This window comes from Streptomyces sp. LUP30 (assembly GCF_001746365.1).
Taxonomy (GTDB): Bacteria; Actinomycetota; Actinomycetes; order Streptomycetales; family Streptomycetaceae; genus Streptomyces.
Map to the genome: position 1 here is coordinate 72635 of NZ_MJAJ01000033.1, position 17391 is coordinate 90025.

15 protein-coding genes are annotated in these 17391 nt (G+C 74.1%); 6 read left to right on the forward strand and 9 right to left on the reverse strand.

Annotated features, from left to right (window positions below; translation table 11 throughout):
* The first annotated feature begins 50 nt into the window (after positions 1-50).
* Positions 51-2270 carry an NADP-dependent isocitrate dehydrogenase gene (locus tag BG482_RS25085; RefSeq protein ID WP_069771390.1) on the forward strand — a complete coding sequence of 740 codons (2220 nt, stop codon included), beginning with the start codon at positions 51-53 and terminating at the stop codon, positions 2268-2270.
* A 102-nt stretch (positions 2271-2372) separates the two neighbouring features.
* Here the strand turns inward: BG482_RS25085 and BG482_RS25090 are convergent, their stop codons facing one another.
* Positions 2373-2714: a DUF5713 family protein gene (locus tag BG482_RS25090; RefSeq protein ID WP_069771391.1), complete on the reverse strand. Its 342-nt coding sequence runs from the start codon at positions 2712-2714 to the stop codon at positions 2373-2375.
* Between the two features lie 88 nt (positions 2715-2802).
* Between BG482_RS25090 and BG482_RS25095 the strand changes: the two genes are divergently transcribed.
* A complete protein-coding gene (locus tag BG482_RS25095) occupies positions 2803-3600 on the forward strand; it encodes an N-formylglutamate amidohydrolase (protein ID WP_069771392.1) in 798 nt (265 codons plus the stop codon).
* A 175-nt stretch (positions 3601-3775) separates the two neighbouring features.
* Here the strand turns inward: BG482_RS25095 and BG482_RS25100 are convergent, their stop codons facing one another.
* The 3 genes from BG482_RS25100 to BG482_RS25110 all read right to left on the reverse strand — a co-directional run bounded on the left by BG482_RS25100 (position 3776) and on the right by BG482_RS25110 (position 6382).
* Positions 3776-4300, reverse strand: coding sequence for a hypothetical protein (locus BG482_RS25100; protein ID WP_256096476.1), 525 nt, complete (start codon positions 4298-4300; stop codon positions 3776-3778).
* A gap of 14 nt (positions 4301-4314) precedes the next feature.
* Entirely contained in the window at positions 4315-4890 is a 576-nt protein-coding gene (locus tag BG482_RS25105) for a sigma-70 family RNA polymerase sigma factor (RefSeq protein ID WP_069771393.1), read from the reverse strand.
* Positions 4891-4960: 70 nt separating this feature from the next.
* Positions 4961-6382, reverse strand: coding sequence for a S8/S53 family peptidase (locus BG482_RS25110; protein WP_069771394.1), 1422 nt, complete (start codon positions 6380-6382; stop codon positions 4961-4963).
* Between the two features lie 278 nt (positions 6383-6660).
* On the opposite strand from BG482_RS25110, the gene BG482_RS25115 reads away from it, so the two are divergent.
* A complete protein-coding gene (locus BG482_RS25115) occupies positions 6661-9240 on the forward strand; it encodes a CHAT domain-containing protein (RefSeq protein WP_079142123.1) in 2580 nt (859 codons plus the stop codon).
* 13 nt (positions 9241-9253) lie between these two features.
* Here BG482_RS25115 and BG482_RS25120 read toward each other — a convergent pair whose 3' ends face one another.
* Positions 9254-11458, reverse strand: coding sequence for a LuxR C-terminal-related transcriptional regulator (locus BG482_RS25120; RefSeq protein WP_069771396.1), 2205 nt, complete (start codon positions 11456-11458; stop codon positions 9254-9256).
* Between the two features lie 96 nt (positions 11459-11554).
* Here BG482_RS25120 and BG482_RS25125 point away from each other — a divergent pair, with 96 nt between their 5' ends.
* The gene (locus BG482_RS25125) at positions 11555-12637 is read left to right on the forward strand and encodes a M12 family metallopeptidase (RefSeq protein ID WP_069771397.1); all 1083 of its coding nucleotides are present in this window, start codon (positions 11555-11557) and stop codon (positions 12635-12637) included.
* 287 nt (positions 12638-12924) lie between these two features.
* Here BG482_RS25125 and BG482_RS25135 read toward each other — a convergent pair whose 3' ends face one another.
* The 4 genes from BG482_RS25135 to BG482_RS25145 form a co-directional block, all read right to left on the reverse strand.
* The gene (locus BG482_RS25135; RefSeq protein ID WP_069771399.1) at positions 12925-13824 is read right to left on the reverse strand and encodes a glutathione S-transferase C-terminal domain-containing protein; all 900 of its coding nucleotides are present in this window, start codon (positions 13822-13824) and stop codon (positions 12925-12927) included.
* A gap of 142 nt (positions 13825-13966) precedes the next feature.
* Entirely contained in the window at positions 13967-14089 is a 123-nt protein-coding gene (locus tag BG482_RS46215; protein ID WP_370745879.1) for a putative leader peptide, read from the reverse strand.
* Between the two features lie 276 nt (positions 14090-14365).
* On the reverse strand, positions 14366-15295 hold the full coding sequence (locus tag BG482_RS25140) for a carbohydrate kinase family protein (RefSeq protein WP_069771400.1): 930 nt from the start codon (positions 15293-15295) through the stop codon (positions 14366-14368).
* Positions 15292-16020 carry a class II aldolase/adducin family protein gene (locus BG482_RS25145; protein WP_069771401.1) on the reverse strand — a complete coding sequence of 243 codons (729 nt, stop codon included), beginning with the start codon at positions 16018-16020 and terminating at the stop codon, positions 15292-15294. Before BG482_RS25145 ends, BG482_RS25140 begins: the two co-directional genes overlap by 4 nt.
* Before the next feature lie 58 nt (positions 16021-16078).
* On the opposite strand from BG482_RS25145, the gene BG482_RS25150 reads away from it, so the two are divergent.
* Positions 16079-16729: a TetR family transcriptional regulator gene (locus tag BG482_RS25150; protein ID WP_069771402.1), complete on the forward strand. Its 651-nt coding sequence runs from the start codon at positions 16079-16081 to the stop codon at positions 16727-16729.
* 113 nt (positions 16730-16842) lie between these two features.
* Positions 16843-17199: a hypothetical protein gene (locus tag BG482_RS25155; protein WP_069771403.1), complete on the forward strand. Its 357-nt coding sequence runs from the start codon at positions 16843-16845 to the stop codon at positions 17197-17199.
* Positions 17200-17391: the final 192 nt, after the last annotated feature.

Consider the following 17391-nt stretch of genomic DNA (forward strand, 5'->3'; position numbering starts at 1 on the left):
CGAGATATCTTGATGTCGAGCAATGTTGCAGACGTGGAGCGGAGCACCCGGTGACTGACTCGACCATCATCTATACGCACACTGACGAGGCCCCGGCCCTGGCAACGTATTCCTTCCTGCCGGTGGTCCAGGCGTACGCCTCGCAGGCGGGTGTCGCCGTGGAGACGCGGGACATCTCCCTGGCCGGACGCATCATCGCCGTGTTCCCGGAGTACCTGGCCGAGGACCAGCGGATCCCGGACGCGCTGACCGAGCTGGGCGAGCTGGCCAAGACGCCCGAGGCCAACATCATCAAGCTGCCGAACATCTCGGCGTCGATCCCGCAGCTCAAGGCCGCGGTCGCCGAGCTGCAGGCCCAGGGCTACGCGCTGCCGGCCTACCCGGACGACCCCAAGACGGACGAGGAGCGGGAGATCCAGGCCCGCTACGACAAGATCAAGGGCTCCGCCGTCAACCCGGTCCTGCGCGAGGGCAACTCCGACCGCCGCGCCCCCGCGTCGGTCAAGAACTACGCCAAGACCCACCCGCACCGCATGGGCGCCTGGTCGTCGGAGTCGAAGACCAACGTCGCGACCATGGGCGAGAACGACTTCCGCTCCACCGAGAAGTCCGCCGTGATCTCCGAGGCGGGCTCGCTGCGCATCGAGCTGGTCGCGGCGGACGGCTCCACGACCGTCCTGCGTGAGTCCGTACCGGTCCAGAAGGACGAGGTCGTCGACGCCTCCGTGCTGCACGTCGCGGCGCTGCGGAAGTTCCTCACCGCGCAGATCGCCCGCGCCAAGGCCGAGGGCGTGCTGTTCTCGGTGCACCTCAAGGCCACGATGATGAAGGTCTCCGACCCGATCATCTTCGGTCACGTGGTCCGCGCGTTCTTCCCGAAGACCTTCGAGCAGTACGGTGCGACGCTGGCCGCGGCCGGCCTGTCCCCCAACGACGGTCTCGGCGGCATCTTCAAGGGCCTGGAGGCCCTTCCCGAGGGCGACGCGATCAAGGCCTCGTTCGACGCCGAGCTCGCCGAGGGCCCGGCCCTGGCGATGGTCGACTCCGACAAGGGAATCACCAACCTGCACGTGCCGTCCGACGTCATCGTCGACGCCTCGATGCCGGCCATGATCCGCACCTCCGGCCACATGTGGGGCCCGGACGGCGAGGAGGCCGACACCCTCGCGGTCCTGCCGGACTCCTCCTACTCGGGCGTCTACCAGGCCGTGGTCGACGACTGCCGCGCCAACGGCGCCTACGACCCGTCGACGATGGGCTCCGTCCCGAACGTCGGGCTGATGGCGCAGAAGGCCGAGGAGTACGGCTCCCACGACAAGACCTTCGAGATCAAGGCCGCCGGCACCGTCCGCCTGGTCGACCAGGCCGGCAACGTGGTCATCGAGCAGGAGGTCGCCGAGGGCGACATCTTCCGCGCCTGCCAGACCAAGGACGCGCCGATCCGCGACTGGGTCAAGCTGGCCGTCACCCGCGCCCGCGCGACCGGCGACCCGGCCGTGTTCTGGCTGGACGAGACGCGCGCGCACGACGCGCAGCTGATCACCAAGGTCAACGCCTACCTGCCGGAGCACGACACCGAGGGCCTGGACATCCGCATCCTCGCCCCGGTCGAGGCCACCAAGCTGTCGGTGGAGCGCATCCGCCGCGGCGAGAACACCATCTCGGTGACGGGCAACGTCCTGCGCGACTACCTCACGGACCTGTTCCCCATCCTGGAGCTGGGCACCAGCGCCAAGATGCTGTCGGTCGTCCCGCTGATGGCGGGCGGCGGCCTGTTCGAGACGGGCGCCGGCGGCTCCGCCCCGAAGCACGTCCAGCAGCTGGTCAAGGAGAACTACCTGCGCTGGGACTCCCTGGGCGAGTTCTTCGCCCTGGTGCCGTCCTTCGAGCAGTACGCCGAGGCCACCGGCAACACCCGTGCCAAGGTCCTCGCCGACACCCTCGACCGCGCCACGGCGACCTTCCTCAACGAGGACAAGTCCCCGACCCGTCGCGTCGGCGGCATCGACAACCGCGGCAGCCACTTCTTCCTGTCCCTGTACTGGGCGCAGGAGCTGGCCCGGCAGACCGACGACGCCGAGCTGGCGAAGGCCTTCGCCCAGATCGCCGAGACGCTCGCCGCGAACGAGCAGGCCATCGTCGGCGAGCTGATCGCCGCCCAGGGCAAGCCGGCCGACATCGGCGGCTACTACCAGCCCGACCCGGCCAAGGCGGCGGCGGTCATGCGCCCCTCGGCCACCTGGAACGAGGTCCTCGCCTCGCTGAGCTGACGCGGGCGGCCCGCGAGCCGCTGCCCGTACCCACCGCGCCCCGACCGGCATCGCCCGGCCGGGGCGCGGCGCGTGTCACGCACGGCCCGCCCGCGTCGGCGCTCACCAGTCCCGGGCGGCGATCAGCTCCTCCACGTCGGCGTCCTGGAAGCCGTATGCCAGGGCGACGAAGCCGAAGTCCCCGGCTATCTCCTCGCGGGCCACGGTCTCGAGGTCGCTGTCGGCCTCCCAGAAGGCGTCCTGCAAGGCGTTGAACTCCTCGGTGGCGTCCCGGGTGAGCGCGTACAGCGCGTCGAGCCCGTCGGGCCGCTCGGCCTCCACCCGCTCGCACAGGCGCAGCAGGATCTCCTTGCCCCGGTCCACCAGGTGATCCGGGTAGTAGCCGTCCCGGTACAGCGCCTTCAGGAACGCGTGTCCCGTCACCTGTTCGTTCGTCGCCGCCATGCCGCTTCCCCGCCCTGTTCCCCGTCGTGCTGTGATGGCGTCCCCGATCATGCACCACACCACTGACAACGCCCCGAGGAGCCGCCCGATGACATCCGCCGCACCGTCCTTCGCGTTCCTGCCGGGCGCCGCCGGCTCACCCGTGATCCTCCATGTGCCGCACTCGGCGCGGGAGATACCGGCCGAGGTGCGCGCGGGCATCGTCCTGGACGACGAGGCGCTGGAGCGGGAGCTCGACCACATCACCGACTCGCACACGGCGCGGATCGCCCAGGAGGCGGCCCGGACGGTGCCGCTGACGCCCTGGCGGTTCGTGAACCGGCTGTCGCGGCTGGTGGTCGACCCGGAGCGGTTCCCGGACGAACGGGAGGAGATGCGGGCCGTCGGCATGGGGGCCGTCTACACGAGGACCACGCACCGCGAGCCGCTGCGGCCGGACGACACCGACCCCGACCCCCTCGTCGCCCGCTACTTCCGGCCGTACGCGAGGGCCATGACCGACGCCGTCGCCGAACGGCTGGCGGCCGTCGGCCGGGCCGTCGTCATCGACGTGCACTCCTACCCGGCCGAGCCGCTGCCGTACGAGCTGCACGGCGAGGGGCCGCGTCCGCCGGTGTGCCTGGGCACCGACGCCTTCCACACCCCGCCGGAACTGCTCGCCGCCGCGCGCGGGGCGTTCGCGGAGCTCGGCGAGACCGGGCTCGACAGCCCGTTCGCAGGGGCGTACGTCCCCCTGGAGTACTACGGCAAGGACCCCAGGGTGAGCGCGCTGATGGTGGAGATCCGCCGGGACACCTACATGACCGAGCCCGGCGGCCCGGCCGGACCGGGTCTGCCCCGGCTCGCCTCGGCCCTGGCGGCCCTGGTGACGGCGGCCACCGCCTGACCGGCGCCCCGGCCCCGCGCGCGAGGCCCGTGGGGACCCACGAGCCGACCGGAGCGACAGCCTCTGACCGGCCCCGGGGCCGGTCCCAAGGCCGTCTCCGGGCGGGCGAGGCGAGGCGGCCGGAGTGCGCCCGTCTCCTCGAGTGCGGCGCGCCGGGCAGCGCGGGCCCGTGTGCTCAGGCCCGGAGCCACTCCGTGACGACCGACTCGCCGCCCGTTCGCAGCCGCAGGGCGAACGGGCCGGTGGGCGGCGCGTCGCAGGAGAAGCGGCCCATGTCGTCGGCGGTGAGCACGGCGGTCGCCCGGGGACCGTGCAGCACCTCGATGGCCGCCGACTGAGGCGGCAGCAGCTGCCCCAGCAGACCGTCCGCGGTCACCTCGACGTCCACCGTCAGCCCCCCGGAGTGGAAGGTCAGCATCCGCGGCACGTCCACCGCGCCCCGCACCGGGATCGCGTCGACCAGCGAGTCGAACGTCAGCTCGGCGATGCGCGCGTCCAGGTCGTGCAGCGCGTAGGCCTCGATGGCGATGCGCCGCAGCTCGGCCGGGACCGGATCCAGGATGGCGGTTGCCTCGCGGAGTTCCTCCTCCAGCCTGTCGTGGTCCAACTCCTCGTCGACGAAGGGCGCTTCGCCGAAGACGTCGTCCTGCCCGTCGTCGTTCGCGCCGTTCGCGCCGTTCAGCCCGTTCATGTCGCTCATGTCGCTCATGTCGCTCACAATGCTCCCCGTGCGTCGAGTCGGGCGCGCAGCCGGCGCAGGCATCGCTGGCGCATCGGTCCGATGCTGCCGACGGCGATGCCCAGGGCGGCCGACACCTCCTGATAGCTGGGCGGCGGCGAGGCGATCAGCACCCGCAGCAGCTGCCGGCAACGCTCGCCGAGCGCCTCGAACTCCTGCCACAGGAAGCGGACGAGTTCGCTCTGCGCGGCCGCCTCCTCCGAGTCCAGCACCGACTGCTCCGGCGTGCGGTCCTCGCTGGCCCGGTCGAGCAGCTGGGGATCGTCGGTCGGCGTCAACCGCTTCAAGCCCTTGATCACTTTCAGGCACTCGTTGCGCGCGGTGCTCGCGAGCCACGAACCCGCCTTGTGCGGCTCACGGATCCGCCCCAGGTGCTGGGCGAAACGGAACCAGACGGTCTGGTACACCTCGTGCCCGTCGGCGTCCGACAGCCGGTGGGCGCGCACCACCGACCACACCAGCGGGCTCAACCCGTCCACCAGCGCTTTCCAGGCCGCCGTGTCACCGTCGACGGCGGACCGGACGAGCGCGCCGACATCACTACGGTCCACGGTCCCACCCCTCGTGTACGGCCTGTCATCGTACGCCGTGGCGGAACGCGTCCCGGACCTCATGCGGGCCTCACGACGGACCCACCGGGACCGGACGCCAGGTGGGCGGAAGCAGCGCCGGCACGTGTGCTCCCCGCACCTCCGCGAAGTCCGCGTGGACGGCGAGGAGTTCGCGGGCGGCGGCACGCGGGTCCCCCACCCGGTTCTCGGTCATGTGGGCGGCGACGAGCCCGGCCGCCACGGGAGTCGCGAAGGACGTCCCGCTCCAGGACGCCAGCCCCTCGAACATCACCTGATCGGGCTTGCCCGGCGGGGTCTGCTGCGCCTCGCTCAACACCCCGGTGTGGCGCGGCGACCGGCATGTGCAGGAGTAGGTGAAGCCGTAGCGGCAGGTCTCGTAGGTGGAGTGCTGGTAGACGTACGGGACCGGGGTGTCGAAGCCGGTGAGGGCGCTGACGAGCCGTTCGCCGGGCGCGTACACCTTCACCCAGGGGCCGTGGTTGCTGAAACAGGCGCCGAACTCGCCGTCGCCGCGCAGCGCGCCCACCGACAGCACGGCGTCGGCGTGATCGGGCGACGAGGCGTAGGCCGCCGGCCAGAAGGGCGCGGCGCTGGCGTTGTTGCCGGCCGCGGCCACCAACAGGGTGTCGTGGACGCGGAGTTCCTCCATGAACGCGGCCACGCCGAGCAGGCCGTCCAGTCGGCCGTTGGAGGTGCCGGCGGAGAGGCTGATGATGTCGGGCCAGCCGTCCTCGACCGCATCGAAGAGCCGCTCGCCGAACTCGGACTCCAGGATCGCGCCGGCGTCGTTGAGAGTGCCCCGCACGGTGACGTCGGTGTGCGGCGCGACGGCCGCGACGAGTCCCGCGATGAACGTGCCGTGGCCGACGTACTGCTGGAGGACGCCCTCGTCGTCGGTCTCCCTGACCTGGACGTCGCCCCGGGTGCGGGCCAGCAGCGGGTAGGAGCGGTAGTCGTGGGTCAGCCCGGTGTCGATGACGAGCACGCCGACGCGGCCGCCGGGGTCCTCGGCCGCCGGCGCCGGGGCGGGGTTGGGCTGTTCGGTGCGCGCGACGGGCACCGGCTCGTCGCCGGGACAGGCGTTGACGGCGATGGACACCACGTGGTTGCGGCTGACCAGCCGGCGGCCGGCACGTCCCTCCGTCTCGCGCAGCGCGCGCAGCGCCCCCGCCACGGCGTGGTCGGCGGCCCGGCCGCCCTCCCCCGGGTCGCCGACGCGGATGCGGGTGATGCCGGAGCGGTTGGTGTGCGGTCCCGCGCGGCGCACCTGGTCGGGGACCAGGCCCTCGGTCGCGGTGAAGTGTGAGCGGACGGCGTCCTCGACGACCTGCGCCTCCTCGCCGTCCCGGGCGAGGACGACGCCCTTCTCGTAGATGAACTCGGCGGAGTCGTCCGGTCCCATCGCCAACGGGACGTCGGGCAGTGAACGTTGGATCTGGTCGAACTGCTCGTGGAATCGCTGTGGTGCCATGGCGTGTCCTCCCCCTGCGGCCAGTGGTCGTCAGCAAGACCCGCTGGACGGCCGTCTGATACAGGTGGTGCGACGGCGGATGAGGGCAGTGCGGTTGCGTCCGCGCCCCTCTTCCCGCCTCTTCCGCCCCTTCGCGCCCCGCCGCATCGCCGAAACCGTTGACGCGGCGTCCAATTGTTACTGGTGGATACGGCGCCGAACCGGTGTCGCCCACAGGCCGGAGCACTACCATCCGTTGGGTGACAGCGGGAAACGACTCGGTTCTCGAACTGCTGCCGATGGTGTTCGCCGCCCCGGGCGACGCGTTGTCGCGGGCGGAAGGAGTGCTGGACACCGATCCGACGCCGTTGCACGCCTCGGTCGCCCACCAGGTGATCGGCATCTGGCAGCGGGACTGGGGCGACATGCGCCTCGCCCTCGACCACCTGCGCCGCGCCCGGGATCTCGCGGCGCGCGCGGACTCGCCCGAACGGGAGGCGGACGTCCTCGGCACGCTCGGGGTGGCGCTGGTGCACGCGGGCCGCACCCGGCAGGGGCTGGAGGCGTTCGAGCGGGGCGTCGAGCGCGGTTCGGGCCACACCCGCGCGCGGGTGCTCTACCGGCGGGCCTACTCCCAGTGGGTGCTCGGACACCACCGCGAGGCGTTGGAGGACGTGCGCCGGGCCATCCCCGTGCTGCGTCAGGTGGACGACGTCATCTGGACGGCGCGCGCCCTCACCCTGCGCGCCACCGTGCATCTCGCCCTCGGGGCGGTGGACCGCGCGGAGGCGGACTTCACCGCGGCCGAAGCGCTGTGGGACACGACCGGCCAGGAGCACGACAAGGCCGACGCGGTGGAGAGCCGGGGCCTGGCCGCGTTCCGCTCCGGCGACGTTCCGGCCGCGCTGCGGCTCCTCGACGAGGCGGAGGAGCGGTACGCCAAACTCGGCACGCCCACCTTCATGCTCGACATCCGGCGCTGCGAGGTCCTCATGGCGGCCGGTCTGGCTCCCGAGGCGCTGGCCGAGGCGGACGCGGCCATCGGCGTCCTCGACGGCATCGGCGGGCAGTCCACCCGCAAGGCGGAGCTGATGCTGGCCGCCGCGAAGGCGGCCCGGCTGGCGGGCGACCCCGGTACGGCGATCGCCCGCGCGGCCGTGGCCGAGCGGCTCTTCGCGGGCCAGCGGCGCACCTGGTGGGAGGCGCACGCGCGGCTCGTGCTGATCGAGGCACGGGTCGCCACCGGCCGCGGCTCCGGCCGGCTGGTCGCGGACGCCGCACGGCTGGCCGAGCGGCTGGCCGCCTTCCAGGCGCCGGCCGCGCCCGAGGCCTGGCTGCTGGCGGGCCGGATCGCGCTGGGCCTGAACTGGAGCACGGACGCCGAACGCTATCTGCAGATCGCGGCGCGCAGCCGGCGCAGCGGTCCGCCGCTGGCCCGGATGACGGGCTGGGCGGCGCAGGCGCTGTGGGCGCGGGCGACGGGCTCGGACCGCGGCGTGCTGGAGGCCTGCCGGCGCGGTCTCGACGTCCTAGACGCCCACCGCATGACGCTGGGCGCCTCCGAGCTGCGGGCCCGCGCCACCGCGCAGGGCGCCGAACTCGCCGCGCTGGCCCAGGAGGTGAGTCTGGAGCGGGGCGGGCCGCGGCGCTTGCTGGCGTGGAGCGAACGCTGGCGGGCCACGGCGCTGTCCACGCCGCCCACCCGGCCGCCGACCGATCCCGCGCTGCTGAGCGGGCTGACCGCGTTCCGGGTGATCGCCGCCCGCGCCGAGGCCGCCCGCATGGAGGGGCGGCCGGTGCCCGCCCTGGAGCGTGAACAGCGGCGCCTGGAACGGGAGATCCGCTCCAGGACCCTCCACAGCCGTGGGGGCACGGCCTGGGGCGGCGACCGGTTCGGCGGGGACCGGTTCGACGCGGGCCGGCTGCTGGAGCGGCTCGGCGAGGGGCGCCTCGTCGAACTGGCGGTGCTGGCCGGGCGGGTCCAGGTGCTGGTGTGCGGGGGCGGCCGGGTGCGTCGGTTCGCAGGCGGGCTGCTCGCCGAGGCCGAGCGGGAGGCCGAGCACGTCCAGGCCGGGCTGCGCCGGCTGGCGCATCCCGGCGCGGAGGGCCGGCTGCCGGTGGTGGAGGCGGCGGGACGGCGACTGGAGGAGCTGCTGCTGGGCGAGGCGGCCGCGCATCTGGGCTCCGGCCCCGTCGTGGTGGTGCCACCGGCCCGGTTGCACCGGGTGCCGTGGGCGCTGCTGCCGTCGCTGCGCGAGCGGGTGCTGAGCGTGTCGCCGTCGGCGAGCGGCTGGCTGCGCGCGCGGGACACGGAGGCGCCGCCGGGCGGCCGCCAGGTCCTGGTACGCGGACCGGGACTGGACACCGGCGGAGCGGAGGTCCCGGAGGTGGCCGGTCGCTACGGCAGGCCTGTCGTCCTGGAGCAGGAGGAGGCCCGTGTCCCGCGCGTGCTGCGGGAGTTGGACGGGGCCGCACTGGCCCACATCGCCGCGCACGGCGCGTTCCGCGCGGACAGCCCGATGTTCTCGTCGTTGCGCATGGCGGACGGGCCGCTCATCGTGCACGACTTCGAACGGCTGGCCCGCAGTCCGTACCGGATCATCCTCTCCAGCTGCGACACGGCCCGGCTCGCCTCGGTCGGCGCGGACGAACTCCTGGGCCTGGTCACGGCGTTGCTGCCGCTCGGCACGGCGGGCGTGGTGGCCAGCAGCGCGCCCGTCAACGACGCCGCGGTCGTGCCGCTGATGCTGGCCCTGCACAAGGGCGTCAGCGCGGGCCTGTCCCTGGCGGAGGCGCTGCGCGACGCGCGGGCCGCGCTCCCCGGGGACGCCGTCCACCAGGCCACGGGCTGGGCGTTCACGGCGTTCGGGGCGGCCTGAACGGGCCGCCCGCTCAGGCCGGCTGCCCGTCCGGCAGCTCGACCAGCCACGGGAGGGATCCGCGGTCGCCGGCCCCGAGGCGGGCGTAGGCGCCGTAGAGGTGGTTGCCTACCGTGCGCACGGACAGCGTGAGACGTTCGGCGATCTGCCGGTTGCTGAGGCCGGTCGCGGCGAGGGTGACGATCTGCCGCTGGCGGGCGGTGAGTTCGCCCAGGACCAGCCCCGTGAGCGCAGGGGTGCGCGCCCCTTGGCAGCGTCGGGCGAGGGCGGCGGCGCGGGTGCGGGCGGTGCGCGCCGCGGACGCGTCCCGGTGGACGCGGGCGGCCTGCGCGTGCGCCTCGGCCGCGAAGAGGAGCAGCCCGCGCTCCTCCAGCTCGGCGGCGACGGCGTCCAGAGCGGGCCCGTCGGCCCGCGCGAGTGCCTGCGCGTGGCGGGCGAGTACCCCACCGGCCGGGAGAACCCCGGCGGCCCGCTCGGGCACTCCGAGGCGCACGGCGTCGTAGACGGTGTAGGCGTCGTCCATGGCGCAGGGGCCGTCCGTGGCACAGGGGTGAGCGGAATGCGGGCCACGGCTGTCGGCGGCAGGAGGGACGGCGCGGGGCGGAGCCGTGCCGGGACTCGGATGCGAGGGCACGGAGGCGGTGGTGAAGTGAGCGGGGGTCGCCGCCCGGGACTTCGAGGCGGTGTCCGGGCTCGCGTGCCCGGACGGGGTAGCGGCGGCAGCCTGGGCGTCGGGCGGTCCGAGCGTCTTCGAGGCGCTGAAGGGCCCCGTCTGCTCGGGCCGGAATGCGGCGACTCCCCGGGAGTCGGCCGACGCGGGCACCTCAGAGGCGGTGCCGGGGCACGGCCGCCCAGGCCCGGAGACGGCGGCAGCGCAGGCGTCGGGCGCCGCGAGGGTCTGCCGTGCGGTGTCGAGGTCTCCGCGGGCCGCGCAGGGCCAGGGGGCCGTGCCGGGGTGGTCGGCGAGGGGTTCGATCAGTTCGCCCGTCTCCCCCGACTGCACTGCCGCCAGGGCCAGTTCGATGCGGCAGGCCTCGTCGTGCGGGGCGCCGGCCAGGCCCTCGCGGGCCCAGGCCGCCGCCTCCCGCAGTTCTCCCCGCAGCCGTGAGAACCTCGCGCGGACAGCGGCGTACCACGGCGGAACCGGCTCCCTCTCCGCGAGGAGCCACTCCCCCACCGGCGTGGGCGTCGCACGGACGTCGACGCGTTCGATGCGGCGGGCCAGCCCGGCCGCCTCGGCCGCGAGGGCGGGGGCGGTGGCGGTGGGCGTCCGGGCGCCGGACAGCCGCCTGGCGCGCAGCGGGCCGGCCGCGGCCCGCAGGACCGGGCCGTGCAGCGGATGGGCCAGACGGACGGCGGTCTCCTCGACGACGTCGAGGAGACCGTCCGCCTCCAGGCGTTCGAGGACGGGTGGATCGAGGACCTCCGTCGGCAGCGGCAGGGGCTCGGCGAAGGCCAGGCGGTCCAGGGTGTCGCGTTCGTCGGGGCAGGGGCGGGCGAGGACGGCTGCTGCGCGTTCCCGCAGGGCGGGGGTCAGCGGGAGCGGGCCGCGCCACGTCCACGCGTCGCCGCCCGCGTCCCGGCCCTGCGGACACCGCTCGCGCACCGCGTCCAGCAGATCCCGCAGCAGGCGCAGGTCGCCCCGGCACAGACGGTGCAGCCGGTGGGCGGTGAGGGGCTCCACGGGGCCGCCCGCTTCGTCCGTGAGGAGCTGGGCCGTCTCGTCCCGGGACAGGGGCCGCAGGGCGAGGCGGGGCAGGAGTTCCCCGGTCCACAGCCGGGACACGGCCGCGGGCGTGGGTGCGCCGTCCGTGACGAGGACGAGCAGCCGGGTGCGCCCCTGCACGGCCAGTTGGTGGAGCAGGGCGGCGGAGGCGTCGTCCAGCAGGTGGGCGTCGTCGACCACCAACAGCCGCACGGCGGAGAGGAGTCGGACGGCGCTGTGCAGGGTGACGCCTTCGGGGAGCAGGTGGGCGAAGGCGGCGAAGGGCAGGCCGCGCACCCCTGCCGGGCCGGGCGCGCCGGCCACCCGGGCGCAGTCGGCGCCGCGCACCGCCTCCAGGGCCAGCCGGGTACGGCCGCAGCCCGCCGGGCCGGTGACCACGATGCCTGGCCTGCCCGCCGCCAGACAGTGGCGGACGAGCTCCAGCTCCTCCCCGCGGCCGGTGAAGGGCCATGGCGGTCGCAGGGTCCCGGCCCGGGGTTCGATGCTCGTCACGTCTATGGGAGTCGGGGTACTCACGCCTGATACAGGGCGACTTGAGTAGCCCCCGACTCAGGCTGCCGGGCCGGTTCGCACGGCAACCTGGAACCCATGACCGTCCGTTACTGCTCGCTCGCTCAGCAGCCGGCCCCCGCGTTCGCCCCGGGGCTGGCCGTCGAGCGGCTGGGCGCGCTGATGGGCGGGCGGCGGATGTGGGTCGACGGCACCGTGCTGCACTACTGCTTCTTCGACCGCGAGGACGACGGGTCGGTCATCGCGCTGCCGGGGTCCGGGGGGACCCGGTGGGTGTCGTGGGTCGGCGGCGAGGAGCAGCGGGAGGTCGTCCGGGACTGCTTCCGCGAGTGGCGGGAGCTGGGTGTCGGAGTGACGTTCGCCGAGGTCGCCGACCGCTGCGAGGCGGAGCTGCGGATCGGTTTCCAGGCGGGCGACGGCTCCTGGTCGGCGGTGGGCCGCGACGCGCTGTCGGCCGGCCTCAACGAGCGCACCATGAATCTCGGCTGGGATCTGACCGCGCCGGGGGAACGCGCGATCGTCCTGCACGAGATCGGGCACGCGCTCGGCATGCAGCACGAGCACCAGAGTCCCTTCGCGGGCCTCCACTTCGACGACGAGGCGGTGTACGCCGAACTGTCGGGCCCGCCCCACCACTGGAGCCGGGACCGCATCCACTACAACGTCCTGCGCAAGCTGGATCCGGCCGAGGTCAACGGCTCGGTGTGGGACGCGCAGTCCGTGATGGAGTATCCGTTCGCGGCGGGGCTGATCCTCGAACCGGAGCAGTTCCGCGGGGGTGTGCATCCGCCCGGGACGCTGTCGCCGCTGGACAAGGAGTTCGCGCTCGGCTGGTACCCGCCGCGGTCGCCGAGGCCGCCCGCGCTGGTGCCCTTCCGTTCGGCGCGGCTGTCGCTCGGGCCGGGCGAACAGGCCGACTTCACCGTCGAGCCGCGGGAGACACGGGAGTACGCCGTCGGCGTCTTCGGCGAGAGCGACTCGGTGGTCGTGGTGTTCGAGGAGCGGGACGGCGAACCCCGGTTCCTCGCCGGACAGGACGACGGGGGCGCCCCGTACAACGCCACGATCAGGGCCCGGCTCGTCCGCGGCCGCCGCTACTTCGTCCGCGTGCGCCAGTACTGCGGCTGGGGTTCGGGCGAGACGGCGGTCATGTGCTGGTGAGCCGTGCGGCCGCGTGCAGACCACGGTCCGGCGCCGGGGGAAACGCCGGGGCCGTCGCCTTCGGGGGAGGTGACGGCCTCGGCTCCACCGGTTCGCGCCGAACCCACCGGTCCGTGTCCGGATGGGCGGGGCCCAGGTGGTCGCGGAGCGCGGAGCCCTCGTACTCCGTGCGGAGGACGCCCTGTTCCTGCGGCAGCGGCACGACCTTGTCGGCGAACTCGTCGAGGCCGCCCGGGGTGAGGTGACGGTCGTCGAACCTGTGCCGGCGTCCGCCGACCGGACCGGACTCAGGGCCGGTCGGCCTGTGGGCGGGTGTCGGCGCCGTCCGATGCGTGGGCGGCCCAGTCCAGGATCTGGACGGCCGCGCCGGCGGCCTCCAAGCCCTGGCAGCGGGCATGGTGGCGGCGGGCGACGGCGTCCAGGTCGAGGTGCGCGCCGAAGGCGGGATGGGCGGCCAGCCGGCGGGCGTAGGCCCACAGAGCGGGGTGGTCGGCGATACGGTGCACGGCATCCGCGTCGAGGTGATACCGGTGCACGGTGTCCAGTTGGACCAGCGCCACCCACAACTCGACGTCCGCAGCCGTGATCTGATCATCGATCAGGTACTGATGGGCGCCCAGCCCGCTTTCCAGTACGCCGAGCGTGGCGAGCAGCGCCTCGAGGGCTGCAGCGCGCTCCCCCTCCTCGGCGTCGGCCGCTCCGGCCCGCTGGGCGGCCGCCTCGACGCCCTGTGCGCACATCCGCTCGACGGCCTCGATCTGCGACTCGGCGCCGCACGGGTACAGCGTGGGCCTGCCGCCGCCGAACCGCCGCGCGAGGTCGCGGGCGATGTCGGGCCCGTGGCTGCTGACGATGCGCCCCGACCAGTCGTCGCTGAGCACCGGGGCGAGGGCCGGTCCCGTGTAGCGGTGCGCGCTGGCGTCGTACAGGGGGCGCAGTGCGGAGTGACCGCCGTCCGGGCAGTCGGGGACGGCCGGCAGGAAGGTGACCGGGCAGGCCGTGTCCAGGCCGAGCAGACTGTGGATGACGGCGATGCGCAGACAGTCGGGGTCGGCCGCCGCCAGGTACAGGCGGTAGCGGCGCGGCACGGCGTAGTGGCCGCTGCGGGCGTCCCGGCCGATGCGGCCCCGGAAGGCGGGTGCGGGACGGGCGGACGGGTGGGCGGCGGCCACTGGTGTGACGGACATGACTCTCCCCGAGGCGGGGCGCACTGAGGACGTGCGCGCGGCGGATGCGACGTCGAAGGGGTCGGACCTGGTCACGCGTGCCGGGCTCGGCCGTGCCCACGGGGCACCGCCGGTGCGGCCGGACGCGGGGAGGAGGGCCGGCTCAGCCCCGGGGCCCGATGGCGCTGCAGACGCGCTGCAGGTCGATGTGACGGCGGGAGGTGAGAAGGGGCGACGAGCACGCCGTGCGGCCCGCTCGGCCGATGACCGGCTCCAGTCGCCCCATGTGTTTCCCTACCCGTTCACTAGGATTCCCGGATCGAGTGTCGATCCGCCCCGAGCGCGCGTCAAGAGGGCGTCCACCAGGTGAGTACGGGCAGCGTGCACCAGGTGGTACGGCCGGGCGGGCGCCCGAGCACGGCCCGGTCGAGGGGAGGGCGCGGGTCGCCCGGCCGGACTCGGGCCGACGGCGACCCGTCTCAGGCCTGCGGCCGCGCACCCCGGACCGACGGCGACCCGCCCCACGTCAGCGGCGAAGCGCCTCAGGACAGTGGACGTCGGCTCACTGGCGGGGCTTGCGGGTGGCCGCGAACTCGTCGGCTGCCGCGAGGTCGAAGTCGCCGTGGTCGCTGCCGAGCCCCTGCGCCACGAGTGCGGCGGCGGCGCTGCCGAGGACCGCGGCGTCGCCCGGCGTGCGGCCGAGGCTCACGCCCCGCAGATAGCCCGCCGAGAAGGCGTCGCCGCAGCCGGTGGTGTCGACCACGTCCACGACGAAGGCGGGCACCGGTTCCGCGCCGTCCGCGGTGACCACGAGCGCCCCGTCCCCTCCGCGCGTGACGGCGACGACGCCCGCACCCGCGCCGAGGAGCTTGCGCGCCGCCGTCAGCAGGTCGCTCTCGCCGGTGAAGCCGAGGACCTGATCCTCGTTGGGCAGCAGATGGTCGATGTGGGGCAGGGCCGCCTCGATCTGCTCGAAGCCGCCGAGGACGCCGGGGGCGAGCAGGTCCACGGAGGTGACGACGCCGTGCTCCTTGGCGAAGGACAGGATGCGGGCGGCTACGTCGACGCCGATCAGCTCCGGTCCGCCCAGGTGCAGATGGGTCGCTTCGGCGAGGGCGTCCCAGGGGACGTCGTCGAGGCCGTAGGTGATGTTGGCGCCGAGGAGGTGCAGCGAGGGCCGGTCGCCGTTGGGCCGGATCGGCAGGACGCTCGCGGAGGTGGCGGTGTCCGTGCGGCGCACGAGGAACTCGGTGCCGACGCCGGCCTGTTCGAGCAGCCGCACCAGCATGTCCCCGGTGGGGTCCGAGCCGACGGCGCCCGCACTGTGCACCTGGGCGCCCAGTTTGGCGAGGGTGAGGGCGGTGCCGCCGGCGGTCCCGGCGGCGGTCATCCGGATGTCCTCGACCAGCGTCGCACCCTGGCCTTCGGGTATCTCCTGCACCGGCCTGACCAGTACGTCCAGGACGTGCACGCCCATCGTGAAGACCTTCATCGGCTCTCCCCCTTCGTCGGCTCTTGTTCCTGCGCGGGTGGTGCGGGTGGTGCGGGTGCAGGCGGTACGGGGTGGGTGGCGCCGTAGCGGCGGGCCACGGCGGCCTCGATCACGGCGACCTGCTGCTGTTCGTCGAGGACGCGCGGCCGGCCCATGGCGGCCGCGTTCCGGTAGACGCCGCAGCCCCATTCGAGGAGCAGCGCGTTCTCCACGGCGTCGTCGAGGGTGGCCCCGTGGGTGACCGCGCCGTGGTTGGCCATCAGGGCGGCGCTGCGCCCGTCGAGCGCGGTGAGCACCGACGCGGCCAGCTCGGGGGTGCCGAAGGTGGCGTACGGCGCGACGCGGACCGTGCCGCCGAGGGCCAGCAACTGGTAGTGGATGCAAGGGAGTTCATCAAGCACGCAGGAGACGGCGGTGGCCATCGGGGCGTGGGTGTGGACGACCGCGCCGACTCCGTAGCGGCGGTAGACGCCGAGATGCAGTTCCAGCTCCGAGGTCGGCTGCAGATCTCCGGCGACGACGGTCCCGTCGAGGTCGACGACGGTCACCTGGTCCGGGGTGAGCCGCGCGAGGACCGCTCCGGTCGCGGTGACCGCGACCAGGTCGCCGGCGCGTACGCTCACGTTCCCGGCCGTGCCGATGAGGAGGCCTTCGGCCCCCAGACGTCGGCAGGCGTCCGCCACGGCGGCCCGCTCCTGACTCAGCGTCGAGCTTGAGGCGGTCATGGGCGCGAAGGTAGCGTAAACATGAAACAAAGTCACGTTCAGGTTTGGAGGCAGTTCCTTGGTCCAGTCGACCGCGGGCCCCGGCGGCGACGCTCCTCTGCGCCGCACCCCCCGGCAGGCCCGCAGCAAGGCGCGTCTGGCCCTGCTGCTCCGGGCCGCCGAGCGCATCCTGGTCGACGAGGGCGTGGAGGCGCTCACCACGACACGGGTCGCGGCGGAGGCGAAGGTGTCGGTCGGGTCCCTCTACCAGTACCTCCCCGATCGGGGCGCGATCATCGACGCCCTGGCCTCGGGATACTTCGCCCGCCTCGAAGGCGTCATGGACGATCTGACCCGGGCCGCGGCCGACGAGCGGTGGGACGATCCGGTGGGCGTCCTCGTCGACACCTGTGCCGGTGTCTACCGTGTCGAACACGGCTTCCGCGCCCTGTGGTTCGGCAGCGGGCTGACCGAACGGACCCGGGCGGCGGACCGCGAGCACAAGCGCCGGATGGCCGACGGCGTCCGACGGGTGCTGCTCGCCCTGGGCGTGGCCCGCGACGACGAGCGGCTGGCGAGGGCCTGCCATGCCGCGATCCTCGCCGCCGACGCGCTCGCCCAGGAGGCCTTCCGTCGCACCCCGGAGGGCGACGGCGACCTCCTCGACGAGGCCAAGACGATGCTGCGCGGCTACCTCACGGAGGTCGTCGCAGGGTACGGACCGCGGTAGGCGGGGCGGCCGGACGGGGTGAAAGTCGCTGGCCGCCGCGCCGGGCCGGTGGATACGGTCGGGGCTCACAGGCGGACCGCGTCCTCGGCCGCCGCGCCCGGAAGGCGATCCCCGTGACCAGGCAGCCCCGCCCCACGACCACCCTGTGGCGCCCCACCGGGCCGGTGGAGCTGGCGCTGGTGCGCGACCTCGGCTGGCGTGCCTGGCCGCCGCGCCTCCCCGAGCAGCCGATCTTCTATCCGGTGCTCAACGAGGACTACGCCGTCAGGATCGCCCGGGACTGGAACGTCAAGCACGACGGCGCGGGCTACGTGACCCGGTTCGAGGTGGACTCCGCGTTCCTGCGCAGATACCCGGTCCAGCGGGCGGGCGGCCGGACCATCCTCGAACTGTGGGTGCCCGCAGACGAGTTGCCCGAGTTCAACGCGCACATCGTGGGCGGGATCGAGGTCGTGCACGAGTTCCGGTGACGGCGCCGGGACGTTCCCCCGCCGCCACCGACGACCCCAGGACCACCGGCCGACCCCAGGACCACCGGCCGACCCCAGGACCGCCGGCCGACCCCAGGACCGCCGGCTCGCCCGGGCCGCCGGCCCGCCCGGGGCCTCCGGACGGATCCCGCCGGCCGGACCCGGGCCGCGCGGYCGGACGTCACCGCGCGG

What these genes read in the sequence shown, in the direction of transcription:
- BG482_RS25095 (WP_069771392.1), top strand. Translation starts at nt 2,803, where the DNA reads ATGACATCCGCCGCACCGTCCTTCGCGTTCCTGCCGGGCGCCGCCGGC.
- BG482_RS25110 (WP_069771394.1), bottom strand. Translation starts at nt 6,382, where the DNA reads ATGGCACCACAGCGATTCCACGAGCAGTTCGACCAGATCCAACGTTCA.
- BG482_RS25140 (WP_069771400.1), bottom strand. Translation starts at nt 15,295, where the DNA reads ATGAAGGTCTTCACGATGGGCGTGCACGTCCTGGACGTACTGGTCAGG.
- BG482_RS25145 (WP_069771401.1), bottom strand. Translation starts at nt 16,020, where the DNA reads ATGACCGCCTCAAGCTCGACGCTGAGTCAGGAGCGGGCCGCCGTGGCG.
- BG482_RS25125 (WP_069771397.1), top strand. Translation starts at nt 11,555, where the DNA reads ATGACCGTCCGTTACTGCTCGCTCGCTCAGCAGCCGGCCCCCGCGTTC.
- BG482_RS46215 (WP_370745879.1), bottom strand. Translation starts at nt 14,089, where the DNA reads ATGGGGCGACTGGAGCCGGTCATCGGCCGAGCGGGCCGCACGGCGTGC.
- BG482_RS25115 (WP_079142123.1), top strand. Translation starts at nt 6,661, where the DNA reads ATGGTGTTCGCCGCCCCGGGCGACGCGTTGTCGCGGGCGGAAGGAGTG.
- BG482_RS25135 (WP_069771399.1), bottom strand. Translation starts at nt 13,824, where the DNA reads ATGTCCGTCACACCAGTGGCCGCCGCCCACCCGTCCGCCCGTCCCGCA.
- BG482_RS25090 (WP_069771391.1), bottom strand. Translation starts at nt 2,714, where the DNA reads ATGGCGGCGACGAACGAACAGGTGACGGGACACGCGTTCCTGAAGGCG.
- BG482_RS25100 (WP_256096476.1), bottom strand. Translation starts at nt 4,300, where the DNA reads ATGAGCGACATGAACGGGCTGAACGGCGCGAACGGCGCGAACGACGAC.